Annotated in this window: 14 protein-coding genes; 5 read left to right on the top strand and 9 right to left on the bottom strand. The window is 65.8% G+C overall.

The window, feature by feature from the left end; translation table 11 throughout:
• From BMZ02_RS18890 to BMZ02_RS15750, 7 genes are all read right to left on the bottom strand, one after another.
• On the bottom strand, window positions 1–212 hold a 212-nt coding region (locus BMZ02_RS18890), incomplete at its 3' end, for a hypothetical protein (RefSeq protein ID WP_216110875.1).
• Window positions 209–4,738: a phage late control D family protein gene (locus BMZ02_RS15775; protein WP_091645610.1), complete on the bottom strand. Its 4,530-nt coding sequence runs from the start codon at window positions 4,736–4,738 to the stop codon at window positions 209–211. The genes BMZ02_RS18890 and BMZ02_RS15775, both read right to left, overlap by 4 nt.
• 25 nt (window positions 4,739–4,763) lie before the next feature.
• On the bottom strand, window positions 4,764–6,869 hold the full coding sequence (locus BMZ02_RS15770) for a type VI secretion system Vgr family protein (protein ID WP_091645609.1): 2,106 nt from the start codon (window positions 6,867–6,869) through the stop codon (window positions 4,764–4,766).
• 99 nt (window positions 6,870–6,968) lie between these two features.
• The gene (locus BMZ02_RS15765) at window positions 6,969–7,901 is read right to left on the bottom strand and encodes an AEC family transporter (RefSeq protein ID WP_245754052.1); all 933 of its coding nucleotides are present in this window, start codon (window positions 7,899–7,901) and stop codon (window positions 6,969–6,971) included.
• A gap of 67 nt (window positions 7,902–7,968) precedes the next feature.
• Window positions 7,969–8,637 carry a class I SAM-dependent methyltransferase gene (locus BMZ02_RS15760; RefSeq protein WP_091645607.1) on the bottom strand — a complete coding sequence of 223 codons (669 nt, stop codon included), beginning with the start codon at window positions 8,635–8,637 and terminating at the stop codon, window positions 7,969–7,971.
• Between the two features lie 124 nt (window positions 8,638–8,761).
• Window positions 8,762–10,027, bottom strand: a complete 1,266-nt coding sequence (locus tag BMZ02_RS15755; protein WP_091645606.1) for an aspartate aminotransferase family protein — start codon at window positions 10,025–10,027, stop codon at window positions 8,762–8,764.
• Window positions 10,028–10,141: 114 nt separating this feature from the next.
• Window positions 10,142–11,317, bottom strand: coding sequence for an isocitrate/isopropylmalate dehydrogenase family protein (locus BMZ02_RS15750; RefSeq protein ID WP_091645604.1), 1,176 nt, complete (start codon window positions 11,315–11,317; stop codon window positions 10,142–10,144).
• Between the two features lie 113 nt (window positions 11,318–11,430).
• Between BMZ02_RS15750 and BMZ02_RS15745 the strand changes: the two genes are divergently transcribed.
• Window positions 11,431–12,483, top strand: a complete 1,053-nt coding sequence (locus BMZ02_RS15745; protein WP_216110873.1) for a saccharopine dehydrogenase family protein — start codon at window positions 11,431–11,433, stop codon at window positions 12,481–12,483.
• 103 nt (window positions 12,484–12,586) lie between these two features.
• Window positions 12,587–13,138 carry a putative Fe-S cluster assembly protein SufT gene (gene sufT / locus BMZ02_RS15740; protein ID WP_091645601.1) on the top strand — a complete coding sequence of 184 codons (552 nt, stop codon included), beginning with the start codon at window positions 12,587–12,589 and terminating at the stop codon, window positions 13,136–13,138.
• 13 nt (window positions 13,139–13,151) lie between these two features.
• Here the strand turns inward: sufT and BMZ02_RS15735 are convergent, their stop codons facing one another.
• Window positions 13,152–13,736 (bottom strand): GNAT family N-acetyltransferase, encoded by a 585-nt coding sequence (locus tag BMZ02_RS15735; RefSeq protein ID WP_171909957.1) that lies wholly within the window; start codon window positions 13,734–13,736, stop codon window positions 13,152–13,154.
• 200 nt (window positions 13,737–13,936) lie between these two features.
• Between BMZ02_RS15735 and BMZ02_RS15730 the strand changes: the two genes are divergently transcribed.
• The 3 genes from BMZ02_RS15730 (at window position 13,937) to BMZ02_RS15720 (ending at window position 17,386) form a co-directional block, all read left to right on the top strand.
• The gene (locus tag BMZ02_RS15730) at window positions 13,937–14,935 is read left to right on the top strand and encodes an NAD(P)H-quinone oxidoreductase (RefSeq protein WP_091645598.1); all 999 of its coding nucleotides are present in this window, start codon (window positions 13,937–13,939) and stop codon (window positions 14,933–14,935) included.
• Window positions 14,936–15,002: 67 nt separating this feature from the next.
• The gene (gene gshA / locus BMZ02_RS15725) at window positions 15,003–16,580 is read left to right on the top strand and encodes a glutamate--cysteine ligase (protein WP_091645596.1); all 1,578 of its coding nucleotides are present in this window, start codon (window positions 15,003–15,005) and stop codon (window positions 16,578–16,580) included.
• Window positions 16,581–16,759: 179 nt separating this feature from the next.
• Entirely contained in the window at window positions 16,760–17,386 is a 627-nt protein-coding gene (locus BMZ02_RS15720) for a TetR/AcrR family transcriptional regulator (RefSeq protein ID WP_139209242.1), read from the top strand.
• Between the two features lie 31 nt (window positions 17,387–17,417).
• On the opposite strand, the gene BMZ02_RS15715 is transcribed toward BMZ02_RS15720, so the two are convergent.
• A complete protein-coding gene (locus tag BMZ02_RS15715; RefSeq protein ID WP_245754051.1) occupies window positions 17,418–18,593 on the bottom strand; it encodes a lipocalin-like domain-containing protein in 1,176 nt (391 codons plus the stop codon).
• Between the last annotated feature and the right edge of the window lie 2 nt (window positions 18,594–18,595).

Genomic DNA, 18,595 nt, shown 5'->3' with positions numbered 1-18,595 from the left:
CTGCGCCGCTCCTCGACATCCCACAGCACAATCCGGTTGTCCGCGTGCGAGCTCACCACCCAGCGCCCGTCCTCCGAGACACTGACCACCTGCGCCGGCCCCGGCTGCGGCCAGCCCAGCTGAACGTGATCCCACGTGGAGTTGGGCACGACAAAAAAGAAGGCGCCCGCAGTGGACAGGAGTATTACAAGAACCGTTCTCGGCGATTTCATTCTTCCCGTGTCCACTTGCCGAAAGCCATGGAGCGCATCAGGGAACCCTCCACTATTTCTTCCTGATAAATCCGCTCAAAGAGCGTGTTGCCGTCTCTTTCTCGACTATGCAACCCCTCGGGAACACGCATGCCACTGTGTGTTCTCAGAAGGTCCTCTTGATCGACGAACCACAATCGACCTTCCTGTTCGAGAGCATCAACACCGCCTGTTCTATATGGTCTTGCATACCCCAGCGCCGGCATGGACTTCGGTACGCTCCTGTACCAACTCATGATGCCCAACCCGACAGATGCGACGACCGTGCCGACCACCCTCCCTACGCCCCGCAGCAGGCTGCGGGTCGATAACTGGCCCTGAATCACGTCGTCGAGCAGGGACGTATCGATCATGTGATGGCCGAGCGCATGCGAGTCGAGCCGGTTGAACCGCGCCAGCCAACACAGGAACAGGCCATCCATGTACCGCTTAAGCCGGGCAACGTGTTGCGGGTTGGATCTGGAGAGAAGCTCGCCGTCCATGGAAATCGGTTCCAACAGGTCGTACTCGACCAGCAGAGGCCCGCCCCTCGAATACCGTTGCTCGATCCGGTCCATCTCCCGGATCATTGCATCACGCACCCGCTTCCAGGCTTCACGCACCGGCATGGTCTCGACAAACCGCTCGACCCGCCGCGCGTACTGCCTCTGCGTTTCCTCTGGCCAGGGATTCAGCTGGACCGGTCGATAGAGATCGCCCAGCAAGGGTCTCAGAATCGGCTCGAGGGCACGCTCCATCGACAGCCAGACCTCGCGATTCCGATACCAGCCACCGACAGCCCCGCCGAGAAGCTCTGCATGCTCGCCCTCCGTCCAGGCGTGCCATGCGGATCCGTCGTCATGGTCGCCAAGGATGTTGTCCTGGTTGGTATGGAGGACCAGCGTCCTTTCCGCCGCCTTGTAGGCCAGCGGAAAGTTGGCGGTGCCGAGCACATCCCGCAGGGGCGCTTCATCGGGTTCCCCCTGGGTATCGCCACCATGTGGCCGGGCCTGGTCCGGGTCAGGGAGTAACGCTGTCTGTGCAACCGCCGCCTGCCATAGCACGACGTTGCCGACGATGCCCTCTTCCCCGGCCTGGGCGAGGATGTTCAGTGCGGAGAGCGCAACACGGGCGCCCAGAGAGTGGGTCACGAGGCTGATCCCAAGACCGGCCTGATGCAATTGCCTTATCAGCGGAACGAGGCGCCGCCCCGCTGTCACCGCGTTGACCTCGGAATCCTTGAAGGCCGTCGCCCCGTGATCCCCGCTCCAGGTCACACCGACACACCGCGTGTAACGGTCCCAGCGCCACTCGTCGGTGTCACCGTCGTCCAGGCCCGCGGCGCGGTTCAGGTTGTGCTCCATGCTCAGTAGCCAGCGCCAGGCGCCGGTGCCGTTCAGCTCGGCCGCCGCGTCAAGTCGCGGCTCCAGCACATAGTCCCGCAACCCCCACGGCTGATAGCTCAGCCTGGGCCAGTTTGCTTCCATGAGCTCCTCATCAAGTGCGGAGCCCCGACGCAACAGACTGTCCGTTTCCGCCTCCCATCGATATGTTGTCAGGCTGATCTGCTCCAGGCTCGCCCCGCGAATGACGTCAGGCAGGGTGCCCTGATCAACCTGATAACCGTGGATGAAAAGAACCGCATTCCCCAGCGCTTTGAAGTAGTCGAGCTGCTCATCGGTCAGGCGGTACTCAGGCTCCGGGGCGTTATCCGGGTCAGGGCGCAGGTTGACCATCACCGGTGGTGGGAGACAACGGATGGTCAATGGCTCGGCCAGGGGGCCGTCGATCTGGAACACACAGGGCGTACCGGGAGTGACGCGATGCTCGGCATCCAGATCATCGCCGACCAGGGCATAGATGCCCGCATCGATCCATTCGGTGCCGCCGTGGCGCTCCGGATCCACCCGATACGCCAGTCGCAGCTCCATGGGTCGACCACTATCCATGGGCGGGAAACGCAACAGGCCGTCCGCGGCAACGGTGGTGTCATGCCACGGCCCCGGCTCCCCTGTTTCGTCATCGTCCTGTGGCATCTGCCGCAACCAGCCCTTGAGGATGCCCGGGTCGACGCCGGGCACGTCCTCGAACCGGAACCACACGCCCTGCCTGATCGTCGCCACCTCGGAGAGGCTCAGGCTGCGAGTCCCTTCCGCTTCCACGTCGAAGCGCAAACCGGCAGAGGCCGCTCCCGGGTCACAGCATCCGCCACCACCTGAGGGGATGGTGAGTTCGGTCTGGTACAGAGTGCGTCCTGCCGCAAGTGTGACGGACTCTTCCGCGATCGGCTCTCCGATCCTTCGTCCACTGCCGTCAGCGCGATAGAGTTTAACCGTCGCGATGTCGCCGTCCTCGAAACGCTCGGCGGTGAACGAAACCGGCACGGTCTGCTCCGGCTCCATCCACCTCGGCCAGTCGAGGGCGTGAATACGGGCGGCACCTCCGCCGGTGACCTTCGGGAGTGGCGTAGGCTCGCCGGGGATCAGGCTGATGGAGGGCTCCTGCACTGTAGCCCCTGCCCGGTAGTCCATGTCGCCGGAGAAGTTCACTGCGCCGCTTGCGCTCACCTGTATGCGCTCGCCCTGAAATCTGACACGGCCATCGCTGTGCACGGCAACGGCTGCGGTGCCGGCAGCATTTCGCAACGTCACCTTACCGTTACGGCTTGTCAGGCTGATTGCCCGTGCGCCCTGCAACGTGGCGGCGCCACCGAGGGTACGCCACACACCATTGCCACCGTTCAGCCGAACGCGGGCACCATCACCGCCTTCCACACGAATGGCACGGCTGGCCGTCATCTGCAGGCGGGCAGCGCTGGCGAGGTTGACCCCCTCTCGCCCCACCATGCGCAGCGCCGAGGCTGAGCGGACATGGACATCCGATTCGCCCCGGAGGCGAAATCCATCACCAATGGTCATTCGCTCGCTGCTGCCGACCGTATCTGACCGGCGGTGACCAGCCCGCTCGGCCTGGTCGCCACCGCTTTCGAGCTCAAGCAATCCCCGCTCGGTCGCCAGGCGTATGAGATCCCGCTCGATCCGCTCACCGGCGGACGAGATCTCGAATACGCCGTCGCCGTTCACGGTATGCAGCATGACGCGGCTGTCCTCAGCCTGTTGCCTGCCGGCGCCCTCGATCCGCAACCCCTGCCCGGCGTTCGTCACATAACCACCGTGCCGCCCCGCAGAAGCGGCGGCGATATGGCGATTACGGGCAGTGGAAATGACGCCCATCACCACTGGCATGTCGGGATCATGATCGAGGCAGGACACCAGCACACGGTTGCCCGCCGTCAAAGGCGTATACCAGCCAGGTTTGCGGCGTCCACCACTGTTGTAAGGCGTCATGCGCGCCAGAGGCTGATCGTGGTCACCATGATCGGCCACCTGAGCACGAACCCCGCCGTTCCGGAGTGCATCCGGACGGTCAGGGCTCTGGGAAGCCGTCTTCGCACTCATCACCATCGGTCGCGGACGGACACGGGGCTCCGGGGGGCGGTAGACGATGGAGTCCGGAACCCCCTCGACATACACTTCGTAACCGCCACGGACAACACTCACCTTCTTCCGCGCGCCCTGGTCGTCCGTTTCGATACTGAGACGATGGTGCGCGTAGGTAATCAGCTGCAACCCCATCTCCGCAGGATCAAGCGCATCTCCTGAGCGCGACAGCCCCTGGACCTTGATCCGCAGTCCGGCCCGGAGGTCCGCCTGCGGCCCCCACGCGCGGAACAGGTAACGCTCGGCCTCGGCACGCTGCTGGCGCACACGGGCAACGGTGCCACCATCCTCCCAAAGGCGCTCATGAACCAGGGGTGGTGGATCGGGCACGAGGCGCTTGCCGATACGATAACGGTTGAACCCGTGTTCTCCGAACGGAGCCACAGGGGTCAACTCCGGCGAGAGCGAGATCACCTCCTCCCTCAGGGGCAGGTCGCGGGAATCATCAACGAACCGGACCTGCTCAGCAGGCCCGTCATCCCATGCGTAACAGACGCCCGCCCTAGCCAGCGTGCGCTGGAGCAGCTCGAACTCACTTTCCTGCGCCTGTAGCAGAAGGCGCCGGTAAGGCACCCCTGTAGCCCGCCAGACCAGCTCGTGTGGCGGGCCGTAGCCAACACCGGAGAGTCGCTCCTGAACGAAGGCATCGACATTGACGCGGGTAAAGAGACAGGTATCCTCTCCGTTACGCAAAGAGGCCAACCGCGGCTCCACCACGACCTCGAAATACCTGCGGCCGGTGTCCGGGCAGTCTCCACCACGCAGGCTCGTCACCAAACCGCCACGGTGACGCTCTCCCCAGTCGCCGTTACTCCAGCGCAGCACCGCTTCGCGGCCCACCACGGCATCCGGATCCGGCGCATCGGTGTGTTCATCCAGCGCCACGTAGGCCCAGCAGCGAAACGGCCGGGAAACCCACTCCCGAACGTCCAGAATGGTTACTCGATATTCCCGGCCATTCAGCGCCAACGACGCTTCCGGCAAGGCTTGCTTTCCCAGGCGATTCATCACGGCGACTCCCTGCCGTTGTCATTCAGTTGCTGTTGATCTCGTCGGCGGTGATCGTGATTCGGCCAGCACTGAAGTCGATGTTCTCGCCCTTCACGGCCAGATCACCATTCTCCCGAATCGTGATCCCACTGCCGATTCTCATATCGCCGGCACTGGATAACTCCAGATCCCCCTCAACCTCGAACGCCACCGATCCTGACTCCGACATGACCACCGTATCGCCTTCCGTGGCGGTGACCGTCAGACCATCCCCCGCCTCGAGCAGCATCTCTCCGTGCGACCGCATGGTGGCCGAACCGTCCGTCGCTTCCTGGAGCAGGTCCCCTTCTTCCGCGGCCACATCGAGGGCGCCGCCTGCATTCCATTCCATGCCGCCTTCCTCAGTGCGGAGAACGTAGTCATCGCCGACGGTGACGGTATGTTCGCCGCCCACCTCCACCGCGCGGTCGCCACCGACGCTGACGTTCATGTCCTGTCCGGCGTGGAGCTCAAGATCTCCCTGTTCGGTTTTCAGTGAAACGAGCCGCTCTTCCGGATCCGCGCTCATAGTCAGACGACCGGCGTTCTGAGCGCCAGCGAGCGAGACCCGTTCACGGCGCGGTTTATCGTCCATGGTGAGCTGGTGCCCGGCCGGCGTCCTTAGCACATGCTCGTAGGGGTTCGCGGTGGTGACTGGCGGGTTCTGGCCGGCGTGCGGAAGTGCACCGAGGATGACAGGACGATCCACATCGCCATTCAATCCGGCAATGGCAACCTGAGTGCGCGCCTGCAAAGGAAAATGCATCCCAGACTGTTCACCGCCGTACGGCTGCATCAGACGCACGCGTGGGCTGGCGTCGGCTTCCGGGGCATCGCCCTGATCCAGCCCGAGCCTTACCCGATAGGCCCCTTCGTCATTGAGGTCGGCCCGGTCTTCGTACGCCCCTTCAACCCTGCCAACCATCAATCCCGGTTCTGTTCGCTGCGGCTCGGGCACGCCCGTATAACCGATCGAAGCAGGAATGAGTCGAGCCACGCAGGTGTAGGTCGCCCGCTCTCCGCCCGTATCGCCGTGAATGACGTCTGCCTGGTTGCCCTGATGAGTGGCTTCCAGGACAACGTAGGTGTCGTTGACCCTCTCCAGTGGATGGCCACCAATCGTCACACGCACCCCGGGCGCAAGCCTGGGGTTCCCGGTTTGGATCTCCACCTCTCGTCGCTTGCTATCGTATCCGGCCTGCACCAGCGCCGCGTAGGACGCCCGCGCATCGTTCCCACCCCTGGACTGACCGTGGACGTGCAGCCGCCCACCGTCGCTCCCGAGTGCGCTCGACGCCTCACCGGGACGGGTTTCATCCGGGTGGTCCGGGTCAAAATCCCTGACCTCGACACGCGTGGGCTGCTCGGAGGATCGGTCCCGGAGAGCGTATACCGTGTCACCACTCGCCCTGACCTGCCCGCTCTGACGCTCGTAGCGCAGCTGCAGTGGCCAGCCTTCGTCCTCGCCTTCGCCCGCCCCCTCCAGCCGATCACCAATGACGATCGAGGCACTCTCTCTGTCCTGGCGTACCACGAGGCATAGCCCCGCCCGAGACAACACACGCCGGACGAATGCCAGGTCCGTTTCACCGTGCTGTACCGTCATTGGCAGCGGCGGGGGCTCGTCTTCCACGTCAACGACAATATCGGCAAGACCGTCGACATCCTCTTCGAGCACACTGCGAACAATGTCTACGGCCGTGTGTCGGCGAAACACCCTGTCGGTCACACGCCGCGCCGCCCGGCTCAGCGGCGATTGCAGCACGATCCGCTGCTGGCGCATTGAGGCGCGCTCACCTACATCCTCGACCGCCGTCACCACGCCATGAACCACGGCCGGATCCGGCTCCAGGCTCAACGCCAGTGTGGCCGGCCCGCCCAACAGCTCATCCGGAGACGGCGATACGCCGAGAATGCTGACGAGCACTGTGAACACGTAGTCGTCGTTGACTGCGTGCTGCTCGCTTTCAAGCGACTCAACCTCGATCCGGCTGATGGGAATCCCGGGAAGTCTGATGCGGAAACAACGGTGGGTGTCGGGCGTCGTGACATCGGCCTGTCGTAACAACGCCTCGGGGATTTGCGGGCTATCCGCATCCTGCATGCTCATGGTCACTTCTCCCTGTGTTATCCAAGCCAGCCTGTTCCTTGGCTGCCTTCCAACTCTGGAATGTACCGGGAATCGTCCCGGCGATAAAGCCCTGCCTGCCTACTCCAGTATCAGGTGCAGCACCACCGAGACCGTGGCCACGGCAATGACCGTGGAGACGAGGATCGCCGTGGACGCACCGGCCACGTTCACCTGGTAGCGCTGGGCGAGGACGTAGACGTTCGCCGCCACGGGCAGCGATGCCATGATCACCAGCGCTGCCTGCCACGTGGGTGGCAGACCCAGCAGCACGGTCGCTCCCCACACCAGCGCCGGGTGCACCACAAGCTTGAGAAAGACGATGATGCCGGTCGCGCCGACCTGCTCGCCCAGGGGCTGACGCGCCAGGGTCGCGCCCAGCGCAAACAGTGCGGCTGGCCCCGCGGCGGCACCCAGCAGCTCCAGGTAGGAGAACACCGGCCCGGGGATGGACACGGCGAAGGCACTGAGCAGTGTGCCGAAGACCGAGGCGACGATCAGCGGGTTGCGCACCACGCCCTGGACCGCCGTGCGCACGGCCCGCATGAGGCTGCCGCTGCCGCCCTTGTCCACCTCGATGATGGCCGTGGCAATGCCGATCATGATCGCGGTATCCACCACGATGACAACTGCCGCAGCGGGCGTGGCCTCGTTGCCGAGCGCGGCGATCACCAGCGGCAGTCCGACGAAGCCCACGTTGGCAAAACTGGCTGCCAGCGCCTGCACCGCGCGCCGCCCGGCGCTGCCGCCGAACAGGGCGCGCATGAGCCAGTAGGTCAGGGCAAACAACGCCACCCCGGGCAGCAGCCACGCCAGAAACAGCGCCGGGTCGCCCAGATCCTCCACCGGCGCCTCGGCGATGCTGCTGATCAACAGTGCCGGCAGGGCAAAGAAGAACACGAACTTGTTGAGCCCGGTGATCGTCTCGCCGGGCATGAGCGGCGTGCGCCCCGCGATCATGCCGGTGAAGATCAGGGCGAAGAACGGCAGTGCGATGGTAAGAATGACGTCCACGGTGGAGACGCGCTCCGATCAGGCGATGGCGCCGTTGAGCGCCATCCCGGCCAGTGTCAGGCGCGGGTTACCGGCCCACGGCCGCGCGCGGGGCGTCGTCCTGTTCGTCGGCGACATCACCGTTGCGGTAGTGCACCAGCTTCCAGTAACCGAAGAGATTGGCCTTGCGCACGGACAGCCGCTCGAAGCCCTCGTGCTGCGGCAGGGTATCCAGATCCATGTCGGGCCGGAAGCCGACCAGTTTGGACAGCGGCCGCAGCCCCTTCTCGAGGCCACGCAGCACCGGGTTGCGCGAGGCGAAGTGGTTGACGATGAGAATATCCCCGCCCGGCTTGCAGACGCGGCGCATCTCGCTGACCAGGCGGTCCGGGTTCGGCACCACCGAGGCAACATACATGGCAACGACGCTGTCGAAACTGTTGTCCGGGAAATCCAGCTCCTCGGCGTCCATCACCAGCAGGTCTTCCACCTGCCCTTCCGGACACTCCTCCCGGGCGCGGACTTCGGCCTTTGCCAGCATCTCCGGCGAGATGTCGATGCCGACAATACGCGTACTGGGGTGGTAGTCCGGCAGAGAGATGCCGGTGCCCACGCCCACTTCCAGCACCCGTTGCCCCGGCTTTTCGTTCAGGGTCTCGATGGCGAAACGCCGCCCCTGGGCAAAGACCGGGCCGAAGACACGATCGTAGTGATTGGCGTAACGGCGATACGCGTTGCGAATCGAAGCAAGATCCATGGGTCTCCGGTTCTCCTCGGGTTGCTCTGCAAACCCTTACCATTCAGTTACATCGGACGGCAACGCGCCGGCCCTGAATACGGCGGGCCGGGGCAGCATACCCCGGCCCGGTCGACTGGGCATGCTACGCCGATGCCTTGAGCGCGTCAGCAAAGATGTTCACACCTTCATCAATCTGATCACCGTTGACGATCAACGGCGGCAGCCAACGGATGATCTGGCCGCCATAGGCCCCGCAGCGGATCATGACCAGCCCACGCTTCTCCGCTTCCTGGAGAATCCGCGCGGCGCGCTCACCGTCCGGGTTGCCATCGGCATCGGCAATCTCCGTGCCGATCATCAGGCCCTTGCCGCGCACGTCGACGATGGCCGGGTTGTCGGCCTGGATCTCATCCAGATGCTTGCGCAGCCGCTGCCCCTGCACGGCGGCATTCTCGACCAGATTCTCTTCATCGTAGACTTCCAGGGTCGCCAGTGCCGCGGCACAGGCCACGGCGTTGCCGCCGTAGGTGCCGCCCTGGGATCCGGGCCAGCCCTTTTCCATGATGTCCTGCCGCGCCACCATGGCCGACAGCGGGAAGCCGCTGGCAAGCCCCTTGGCGCTGATCACCACGTCCGGCACCACGTCGAAGTGCTGGTGCCCCCAGAACAGGCCGCTGCGGCCGTATCCCGCCTGCACCTCGTCCATCATCAGCAGAATGCCGTGACGGTCACAGATCTCGCGCAGGCCCTTCATGAATTCGGTGTTGGCCGGCACGTAACCCGCCTCGCCCTGGATGGGCTCGATCAGCATTGCAGCCGTCTCGGCCGGCGCCGACTGGGTGTGCAGGATGTTGTCCAGCTCGCGCAGACAGTGCTCGGTGGCGGTCTTCTCGTCCATCCGCAGCCGGAAAGCATTGGGGAACGGCGCGACCACCACGCCACCCATGATGGGCTGAACCCCCGCGCGCAGCCCCACGCTGGACGTGGTGGTGGACAACGAGCCCATGGTGCGGCCGTGGAAGCAGCCCTGGAACGTGATGATGTTCGGCCGGCCGGTGGCCTGACGTGCCAGGCGGATGGAGGCCTCCACCGCTTCGGTGCCGGCGTTGGAGAAGAAGACCGACGTCAGCCCCTCGGGCATGCGCTCGCCGAGCTTCTCCGCCATTTCCAGCAGCGGCGGGTGCTTCATGATGGCGTACTGGCCATGCACCAGCGTGGCCACCTGCTTCTGCGCCGCGGCCACCACCTTCGGGTGGCAGTGCCCGGTGCCGGTCACGCCGATGCCGGAGGTGAAGTCCATGTAGCGCTGGCCGGACTCATCGTAGATATACATGCCTTCGGCGCGCGCCGCATTGATGCCCGAAGACTGCTTCATGAGGGGCGACAACTGACCAGCCGCATTAGCCATGGTGAACCTCCTTGAATCGGAGAGAAAAATGAGTCAGTGAGTGTACACCCCGGTTTCGCGGCGCTTCAAACCGGCTCATGCGCGCGCAGACCGCCGTGTGCGGCGCGCTGACGATCATGACAGTGCGGCCAGCACGGCATCGCCGATGGCCGTGGTTTCACGCTGGATGGTGCCGTGTACCCGCAGATCCGCCTCCACCGCATCGCGGAGCCGCTGGGCGGCACGCGCCGCGCGGCCGTCCTCCTCACCCATCCAGGCGAGCATCATGGCCGCCGTGAGCAGCATGGCCTGGGGGCCGGCCAGGTTCCGGCCGGCAATATCCGGGGCGCTGCCGTGGGTCGGCTCGAACATGGGCGGCTGCCGACGGTCGGCGGGGTTGAGATTGCATGACGGCGCCACGCCCATGCCGCCGCTCAGCACTGCGGCCAGGTCGGTGAGGATGTCCCCCTGCAGGTTGCTCGCGACCACCACGTCGAAGTTCCAGGGGCTCATGACGAACTTCATGCAGGCCGCGTCCACCAGTTCGTGGTGGGTAGCGATCCCCGGGTAGTCGGACGCCACCTGCTCGAATACCTCGGTATACATCTCGCCCCAGTAACGCAGGGCGTTGCGCTTGGTGATCAGGCACACCTGCGCCCGGGCAACACCGCCATCCGCCAACGGGAACTCGCGATTGCGCCGGGTGCCGGCCTCGCGCTCGGCGGCGCGGGCCACGGCCCGCTCGAAGGCGTGGCGGAAGATGCGCTCCGCGCCGGCGCGCGTGAACACTTCCATCTGCGTGGCGACTTCCCGCGGCGTGCCCGGGGCGAGGCGCCCGCCCTGCCCCACGTACTCGCCCTCGCTGTTCTCGCGGATCACCATCATGTCGAGATCCCTGGCGCGCTCGTCCGCGAGGTACTGCGGCGCGCCCTCGAGCAGCATCGCCGGGCGTTCACACGCCCACTGGTCGAACCCCTTGCGGATGTCCAGCAACGGGCCCAGCGAGACGGCGTCGGGCAGCAGGTAGCGGTCCGGGTCGCTGGTAGGGCCGGGGTCGCCCAGTGCCCCGAGGAGGATGGCGTCGTACTGGGCCAGGGTCGCTTTCCAGTCCGCTGGCATGGTACTGCCGTGCTCACGGTGCCACTGATGTGAAGGCCAGGGAAACTCCGTCAGCTCCATGGAGGGGCCGCCCTGCTCCGCCAGGGACCGGAGGGCGCGCACCGTCACGGCCATGACTTCGGGGCCGATCCCGTCGCCCGGCAGCACGGCAATCTTCCACTGCTTCCGGCGACCGCCATCACGGTTCCACATCGCGCTCTTTCCCCCTGGTGATCGGCGGCTGTGACCGCCTGCATGGAAATCGACTTCTCGTTTCATTACGGTCACCGACCACTTTCCAAAATGCAACAATGAAGGAGCGGTTCATGGGCAGGACGTGGATGCTCTACGGCGCCACCGGCTACACCGGACGGTTGATTGCCACTGCGGCGCGGGATGCGGGACTCACGCCGATACTCGCCGGGCGCAACGCGGAGGCGCTGGAATCAATGGCCGGCGAGCTCGGGCTGGACTGGCGAGCGTTCACACTGGACGACCCCGCGGCGCTCGACGAGGGGCTTCGCGACATCAGCCTGGTGCTGCTGGCCGCCGGCCCCTTCTCGGCCACCAGCGCGCCGATGCTGGACGCCTGCCTGCGCAACGGTGCGCACTATCTGGACATCACCGGCGAAGTGGATGTCTTCGAACACGCCCACGGGCGCGATGCCGACGCCCGCGGGGCCGGCATCGTCGTCTGCCCCGGTGTCGGTTTCGACGTCATCCCCACGGACTGCATTGCCGCAACCCTGAAGGCGGCGTTGCCGGACGCCACTCACCTGCGGCTTGGCTTCGACTCCCGCTCCGGCCCCAGCCCGGGCACGGCCCGCACCGCCATGGAAGGGCTGGCCGGCGGCGGACGTGCGCGCATCGACGGCGTCATCCGTCAGGTGCCGCTGGGCTGGAAGACCCTCAACATCGACTTCGGCGACGGGCCGAAGACCGCGGTCACCATCCCCTGGGGCGATATCGCCACGGCGTACTACACCACCGCCATCCCCAACATCGAAACCTACATCCCCATGGCGCCACGCACTGCCCGCCGCCTGGCACGGGCGAACTGGATCCGCCCCCTGCTCGCCACCGGCCCGGTTCAGCGCTTCCTGCAACGCCGCGCGGCACGGATTCAGGGCCCGGATGCAGCGCGCCGGAAGAAGACACCGACCCACGTCTGGGGTGAAGTCGTGAACGACCGGGGTGACATCCGCACCGCGCGGGTACGCACCGCGAATGGCTACGACGTCACCACCCACGGTGCGCTGGCGGTGGTGCGGCATCTGCTGGAGACGGACGTGGCGCCCGGCGCAACCACCCCCTCCCGGCTCATGGGTCCCGACTTCGTGACCCGGCTTCCCGGGAGCACCAGCATCGATCTGGACTGACCCGTCGGGACACGGTGGCGCCCGGGCTGGTATAATCCGGACCCGCTGAGTACGGATTCGAAACGCCAGACTGGCGCCACTGTCGGCCGCCGGAGGATTACGCATGTACAGCCCGAACGGTGAACCCGTTATCTTCAATCGCGATTGCGACGCGGTGGTCATCCCGGCCGGGGAGTCGGGCACCATTCCGGAAGGCGTCGAGGGGGTGATCACCCAGGCGCTCGGCGGCAGCTACACCGTTTACATCCAGGGCAACCTGTTCCGCATCGCGGGTGTGGACGCAGACGCCATCGGCAAGGAGCCCACGCCGCTGCCGGAGTTGCCGGAGAACGCGTCGGACAAGGACGTGGAAGATCTCGTCTGGGATCAGATGCACACCTGCTTCGACCCGGAGATTCCCATCGACATCGTGGAACTGGGGCTGGTGTACTACTGCAACATCGAAAAGCTGGATGGGGAACGTCGCAAGGTGGACATCCAGATGACGCTGACCGCGCCGGGGTGTGGCATGGGCGACATCATCGCCAGCGACGTCAAGCACAAGGTGGAGCTGGTCCCCACCGTGGAAGTCTGCAACGTGGAACTGGTGTTCGACCCGCCGTGGTCGGCGGACATGATGACCGACGCGGCCAAGCTGCAGACCGGGATGCTCTGACCCTGCTCAGGGATTACTCACCCGGCAGGGGCAGCCTCGGGGCATTGCGGAACAGCGCCATGCCCTCTTCCATCATCTCTTCCATGACCGACATGTACGACGGCCCCAGCAGCTCCATGCGGCCGGCCGTCTCGCCGTACTCCGCCGAGAGCGTCATGTCGAACTTGCGGGCGATGCGGTGCATGCGGCGGTTGCCCGGTTCGGAGACGATGTACACCCGGGACACGGCGCGGTTGCGGGCATGCATCACCAGCCGCCGGAACAGCGCCGTCCCCAGGCCGCGGTTCTGCCAGCCCGACTCCACGCTGAAGGCCAGCTCCGCCCGCCGTGGCGCGTCGTGGCTCAGCATGGCGAACTCGCCCACGGCCCGCAGCTCACCGTCCACGAAAGCCCCGAACAGGGTCAGCGAGAACGGATCCACGCGGGCACAGTAGCTGCGGATGAACGCATCGCTGACCACACCGGCGAATCGATCGCGCCGGTCCTGGGGACCCAGCCGCAGAAGATGCTCGCACCAGTCCTCGTGCTCGCTCGCCCAGAGACGCCGGATCACCGGCTCCGAGCCCCAGAAACCCAACAGGTTCGCTGGTGTATCCATGCCTACCTCGACTAGACCAGTCTGTACATTGATGCGGTGCATCATACCGCGCGCGAGCCCCCCGCGGCAAGCGAACTCGGTCACGTTTCCGGCGGCCATTGACGCCGTCACCGATCCTCCCGAGACTGGCGCGTTCGCTGGCGCGCTTCGGGCGGCTGACGATACTTTCAACAAGAACATGACAACCGGAGGAGACCACCATGAAGGCCTGGACCATTACCCAGCCCGGCAAACCCGACGTTCTGGAGCTGCGCGAGACCCAGCCCCCGGAGATGGGTCCCACGGATGTCCGCATTGCCGTCCAGGCCATCGGCCTCAATCGCGCCGATATCCTCCAACGGCAGGGGCTCTATCCCGCCCCGCCCGGCACCAACCCGGACGTCCCCGGCCTCGAATACGCCGGCGTGGTCACCGAAGTGGGCAGCAATGTCCAGGGCCGGCAGCCCGGCGACCGCGTCATGGGGCTGGTGGGCGGCGGTGCCTACGCCGAACAGGTGGTGGTGAACGAGCGCGAGACCATCGCCGTGCCCGCATCCCTTAGCATCACCGACGCCGCCGCCGTGCCCGAGGCGTTTCTCACCGCCTACCGCGCCATCTTCCTGGAGGGCGGCCTGCAACCGGGTGGCTGGTGCCTGATCCGTGCCGCCACATCCGGTATCGGCATCGCCGCCATGCAGCTCACCCGTGCGTTCGGGGCGCGCTCCCTGGGCACCAGCCGGTCCATGGAGCGTCTGAACGCCGTGCGCCACTGGGGGTTGGACGCCGCCCATGCGGAGCAGGACGGCCCACTGGTGGACGCCGTGCGCCAGCACACCGGTCCCGGTGCCCACGTCATCCTCGACCTGGTCGGGGGCAGCGGCTACCTGGAGGAGAACATGGCGTGTCTGCGCCCGGAGGGCACCCAGGTGGTGGTGGGCATCATGGCCGGCCGCGACGACAGCATCGACATGGGTACCCTGCTGTTCAAGCGCCTCACCCTGCGCGCCATGACCATGCGCTCGCTCCCCCTGGAGCGCCGCATCGGCCTGGCGCAGCTGTTCACCGAGCGCCTGGCACCGTTCTTCGCCGAAGGCCGGCTCAAGCCCGTGGTGGATACGGTCAGGCCCTTCGATCAGGCGCGCGAGGCCCACGAACTGATGGAATCCGGCGTCCACACGGGCAAGATCGTACTGGCCAATCTGGACAATGCCGGCGGCTGAGCATTCCAATTCCTGACCAGTCCATGCACAATCCCGGTTCGCGCACCAGCTGGGGGCATCGCGACCAATGGTCCGGAACGCAGAGAAACGGCTAGCCAGTCTTCTGAACACCCATCAGCGCGGGCTTCTGCGCGGGAGCCTGAAGGGGCTGGAGAAAGAGAGCCTGCGCGTGGACCGGGACGGCCACATCGCCCAGACGCCCCACCCCGGGGCGCTGGGCTCGAATCTCACGCACCCCTGGATCACCACCGATTATTCCGAGGCGCTGCTGGAGTTCATCACGCCGCCGGAGCACGAGATCTCCAGCGCACTGGCATTTCTCGAGGACATCCACACCTTCACCTACCAGAACATCGGTGACGAGCTGCTGTGGGCCACCAGCATGCCCTGCATTGTCGGCGGCGACGCCTCCATTCCCATCGCCTGGTACGGCGAGTCCAACGTGGGCATGATGAAGCACGTCTACCGCCGCGGGCTGGACTGGCGCTACGGCCGCGCCATGCAGGCGATCTCCGGCATCCACTTCAACTACTCGTTCAGCAGCGCGTTCTGGGAGGTGCTCAAGGAACACGAGGGCGACACGCGCGACCTGCAGACGTTCATCTCAGACGCCTACTTCCGGCTGATCCGCAACTTCCAGCGTTTCGGCTGGTTGATCCCGTTCCTGTTCGGTGCGTCGCCGGCCGTGTGCAAGTCGTTTACCGGTGGCGACAATCCGGGGTTCGGGGAATTCGACGCCTACACGTTCTACGAGCCCTACGGCACCTCGCTGCGCATGAGCGATGTGGGCTACAAGAACAAGGCCCAGGCGGGCCTGAACATCTCCTACAACGATCTGGACGCCTACGTGGGCAGCCTGGAGCGTGCCATCAGCACCGAAGACCCGGAGTGGGCAAAGATCGGCGCCCGGGTGGATGGCGAATGGCGGCAGCTCAACACCAACGTGCTGCAGATCGAGAACGAATACTACAGCTTCGTGCGCCCCAAGGCGGTGGCACGCTCCGGCGAGAAGCCCACGCGGGCGCTGCGCCGTGCGGGTGTGGAGTACGTGGAAATCCGCGCCCTGGACCTGGACCCGTTCGCCCCGGTGGGCGTGGTGGCCAGCCAGCTGCACTTCCTGGAAGCGCTGCTGGTCTACTGCCTGCTGGAAGACAGCCCCCCGATCTCCGCCCGCGAGCAGGGTCGCATCAACCAGAATCAGGGTCTGGTGGCCCGCAAGGGCCGTGACCCGGAGCTGATGCTGGATGACGGCCAGGGCGGGATCCGCCTGCAGGAATGGGCGGACACCATCTGCCGCGACCTTGCCTGCATCGCCGAACTGCTGGATCAGACCCGCACGGATACACCCTACGGCGATGCCGTGGCGCTCTACCACGCCAGCGTTCGGGACACCGACCGCACCCCGTCGGCGCGCGTGCTTGAGAGCATGCGCGGCAACGGCGAGAACTTCATCGAATTCGCCATGCGGCAGTCACGGGGCCACGAGCAGGCCTTCAAGAGCCACCCCCTGGATCCCGACACCCGGGCACGATTCGAAGCGGCCAGCCGCGAATCCCTGGCAGAACAGGCCGCCGTGGAACAGGCCGACACCCTCACCTTCGAGCAGTACCTGGCCCGCTATTTCAGTCAGGCCGCTGTCTCCTGACCCCCGCCATCACCGTGCGACCCAACCAGAAAGCGTTAATGATCGCTTGATTACCCGTTGTGCCAACCAGATCACAGCTTGTTGGCCGTCAGACTGGCATACCTGTAACTTCTGACAGGCTGATACTATAGACGTTGCCCCACCGCTTCGGGGGCAACCCGATCTGAAGCGATACCAAAATGACAACAGCCACGCCGTTGCCGGTTACGCACGATGGAATGAAGAGCAACCAGAAACAGACCCGGGACACCGTTCGCGACGCAGCCTTCCGGCTGTTTGGCCGCCATGGCTACGACGGCGTCTCCATCGACACCATTGCCCGGGCCGTTGGCCTCAGCAAGGGCGCCCTCTACTGGCATTTCGACGGCAAGGAAGCCCTCTTCAGGGAATGTCTCGAGGGCCTGGAGTCACTGTTCGACGAACACATCATCGCACCGATGCAGGCGGCCGCAACGCCGCGGGAGCAGCTCGACACCTTCTTCCGGGGTGTCTCGGCCCTGGCCGAGGACGAGCGCATTGCCGACGGTATCGCCGGGTACTGGCAGGAGCCATACAACAGTGCGGTCAACCGGGTCTTCCGCGAGCAGCTCGGTCGCCAGGAAGACAAGCTGCGACAACTGCTCCAGCAGTGCCTCGCGGGGCTGGCGCGGGAGCGTGGCGAGCGGTCCGTGGCGGATCTGGAGACGCGCAGCGAGACCCTGATGACGCTCATGGAGGCCGTGCTGCTCCCCCTGCGCCGGCGCAACCCCGCCGCCCGGGGCGCCATCATCGGCGAGCTCCGCGACACCGTCCTCAAGGCCTATTGAAACGGCCCGGTGGACGAGGGCACGCCGCCGGTCAGTAGCCGGTCAGCTCGGCGTAGCCCACCCCGTCCGGCCCCTGCTCCGCAGTGACGCGGATGGCGCCTTCCCAGTAACGAAAGGCGCCTCGCAGCTCCTGGTCGTCCACGACCGCCTCAAGCCGGAGATCCAGCTCCTCCTCCGGTAGCTGCATGCGCCAGGCGACCGGATACCGGGTGCCATCGTCGCTCTCCCAGTGCCGCTCCGGCTCCAGCGCCACGTCGTCCAGCGACAGCACCCGGCTCTCGCCGTCGGGTGCCACCAGCACCCCCTTGCTCAGGGGGTCGATGGAGCCGTCATCCCGGCGCAGGTGGTAGAACATGATGTCCCGGTCGTCCTCCAGCTGTATGGAGAACCAGTCCCACCCCGCCTGCTCCTCGCTCAGCGTGCTGGTGCCCCACTCCCGGTCCATCCACGCCTGTCCGCTGACCCCGTGGGTGGCGTCGCCCACCGTCAGCTCCCCGGACGCCGCCAGGCGGGTATAGGAGTAGTACCGGGAGGCGTTGCCCGCCTCCGGCCCCTTGCGGCTGTAGCCGTCCTCGCCCTGGAGCACCAGGTCCTTGCGCGGCTCCAGCAGAATATCCAGGCCCAGCTCGTCATCGGGGAACTGCAGCCGCAACGGCATCATGTCGTCCCCCTCGCCGGTCATCTCCCAGTCCTCTACCCAGACGCGGAAGGGCTCCGCGACACCGCCGGCCAGCCCCGCCGCCCCGCGCACGAACCGCTCACGGTGATGAAACTCGCCGCTCTCGGTGTCCGTAATGGCCAGATGCCCCATCCACAGCTGGTTGGTGGCCAGCGCCGCCTCCCGCTCCGGCGGATCGGCGGCGACGTTGAAACGGAACAGGGTGACCTGGAAGCCGAAATGGCGATCATCGTCATCGCGCACATTGCCGGTGACGTACCACCACTCATGGCGATAATCAGGATGGGGGCCGTGGTCTTCCGGGAACGACAGGGGCTCGGGGCCGGTGACACGTGCAAAGCCGGCCGCATCCTCTTCCCCGGACAGCGCCCCGGTCACGTCGAACCCGTCCGCCTCGGGGGTATCCGCGTCGTCCTCACCGGACCACATACGTAGCAGGAGCAGCAACACCAGCACCGCGACGACGGTGACGCCAAGCTGCCAGCGCATGCGCCGTCCGATGGGTCGGTGTTCGGGGTCCGTTGCCATGG

Origin of the sequence: Aquisalimonas asiatica (assembly GCF_900110585.1) — a bacterium.
Lineage (GTDB): Bacteria > Pseudomonadota > Gammaproteobacteria > Nitrococcales > Aquisalimonadaceae > Aquisalimonas > Aquisalimonas asiatica.
Note: the sequence above shows the minus strand (reverse complement) of the source record. Positions and strands in the feature narration are given on the sequence as shown.

Bases quoted from the DNA above. Each gene is read 5' to 3' on its own strand.
- BMZ02_RS15750 (WP_091645604.1), bottom strand. From the start codon at position 11,317: ATGTGGAACCGTGATGGCGGTCGCCGGAAGCAGTGGAAGATTGCCGTG.
- BMZ02_RS15735 (WP_171909957.1), bottom strand. From the start codon at position 13,736: ATGGATACACCAGCGAACCTGTTGGGTTTCTGGGGCTCGGAGCCGGTG.
- BMZ02_RS15715 (WP_245754051.1), bottom strand. From the start codon at position 18,593: ATGGCAACGGACCCCGAACACCGACCCATCGGACGGCGCATGCGCTGG.
- BMZ02_RS15720 (WP_139209242.1), top strand. From the start codon at position 16,760: ATGACAACAGCCACGCCGTTGCCGGTTACGCACGATGGAATGAAGAGC.
- sufT (WP_091645601.1), top strand. From the start codon at position 12,587: ATGTACAGCCCGAACGGTGAACCCGTTATCTTCAATCGCGATTGCGAC.
- BMZ02_RS15770 (WP_091645609.1), bottom strand. From the start codon at position 6,869: ATGAGCATGCAGGATGCGGATAGCCCGCAAATCCCCGAGGCGTTGTTA.
- gshA (WP_091645596.1), top strand. From the start codon at position 15,003: ATGGTCCGGAACGCAGAGAAACGGCTAGCCAGTCTTCTGAACACCCAT.
- BMZ02_RS15755 (WP_091645606.1), bottom strand. From the start codon at position 10,027: ATGGCTAATGCGGCTGGTCAGTTGTCGCCCCTCATGAAGCAGTCTTCG.
- BMZ02_RS15760 (WP_091645607.1), bottom strand. From the start codon at position 8,637: ATGGATCTTGCTTCGATTCGCAACGCGTATCGCCGTTACGCCAATCAC.
- BMZ02_RS15775 (WP_091645610.1), bottom strand. From the start codon at position 4,738: ATGAATCGCCTGGGAAAGCAAGCCTTGCCGGAAGCGTCGTTGGCGCTG.
- BMZ02_RS15745 (WP_216110873.1), top strand. From the start codon at position 11,431: ATGGGCAGGACGTGGATGCTCTACGGCGCCACCGGCTACACCGGACGG.
- BMZ02_RS15730 (WP_091645598.1), top strand. From the start codon at position 13,937: ATGAAGGCCTGGACCATTACCCAGCCCGGCAAACCCGACGTTCTGGAG.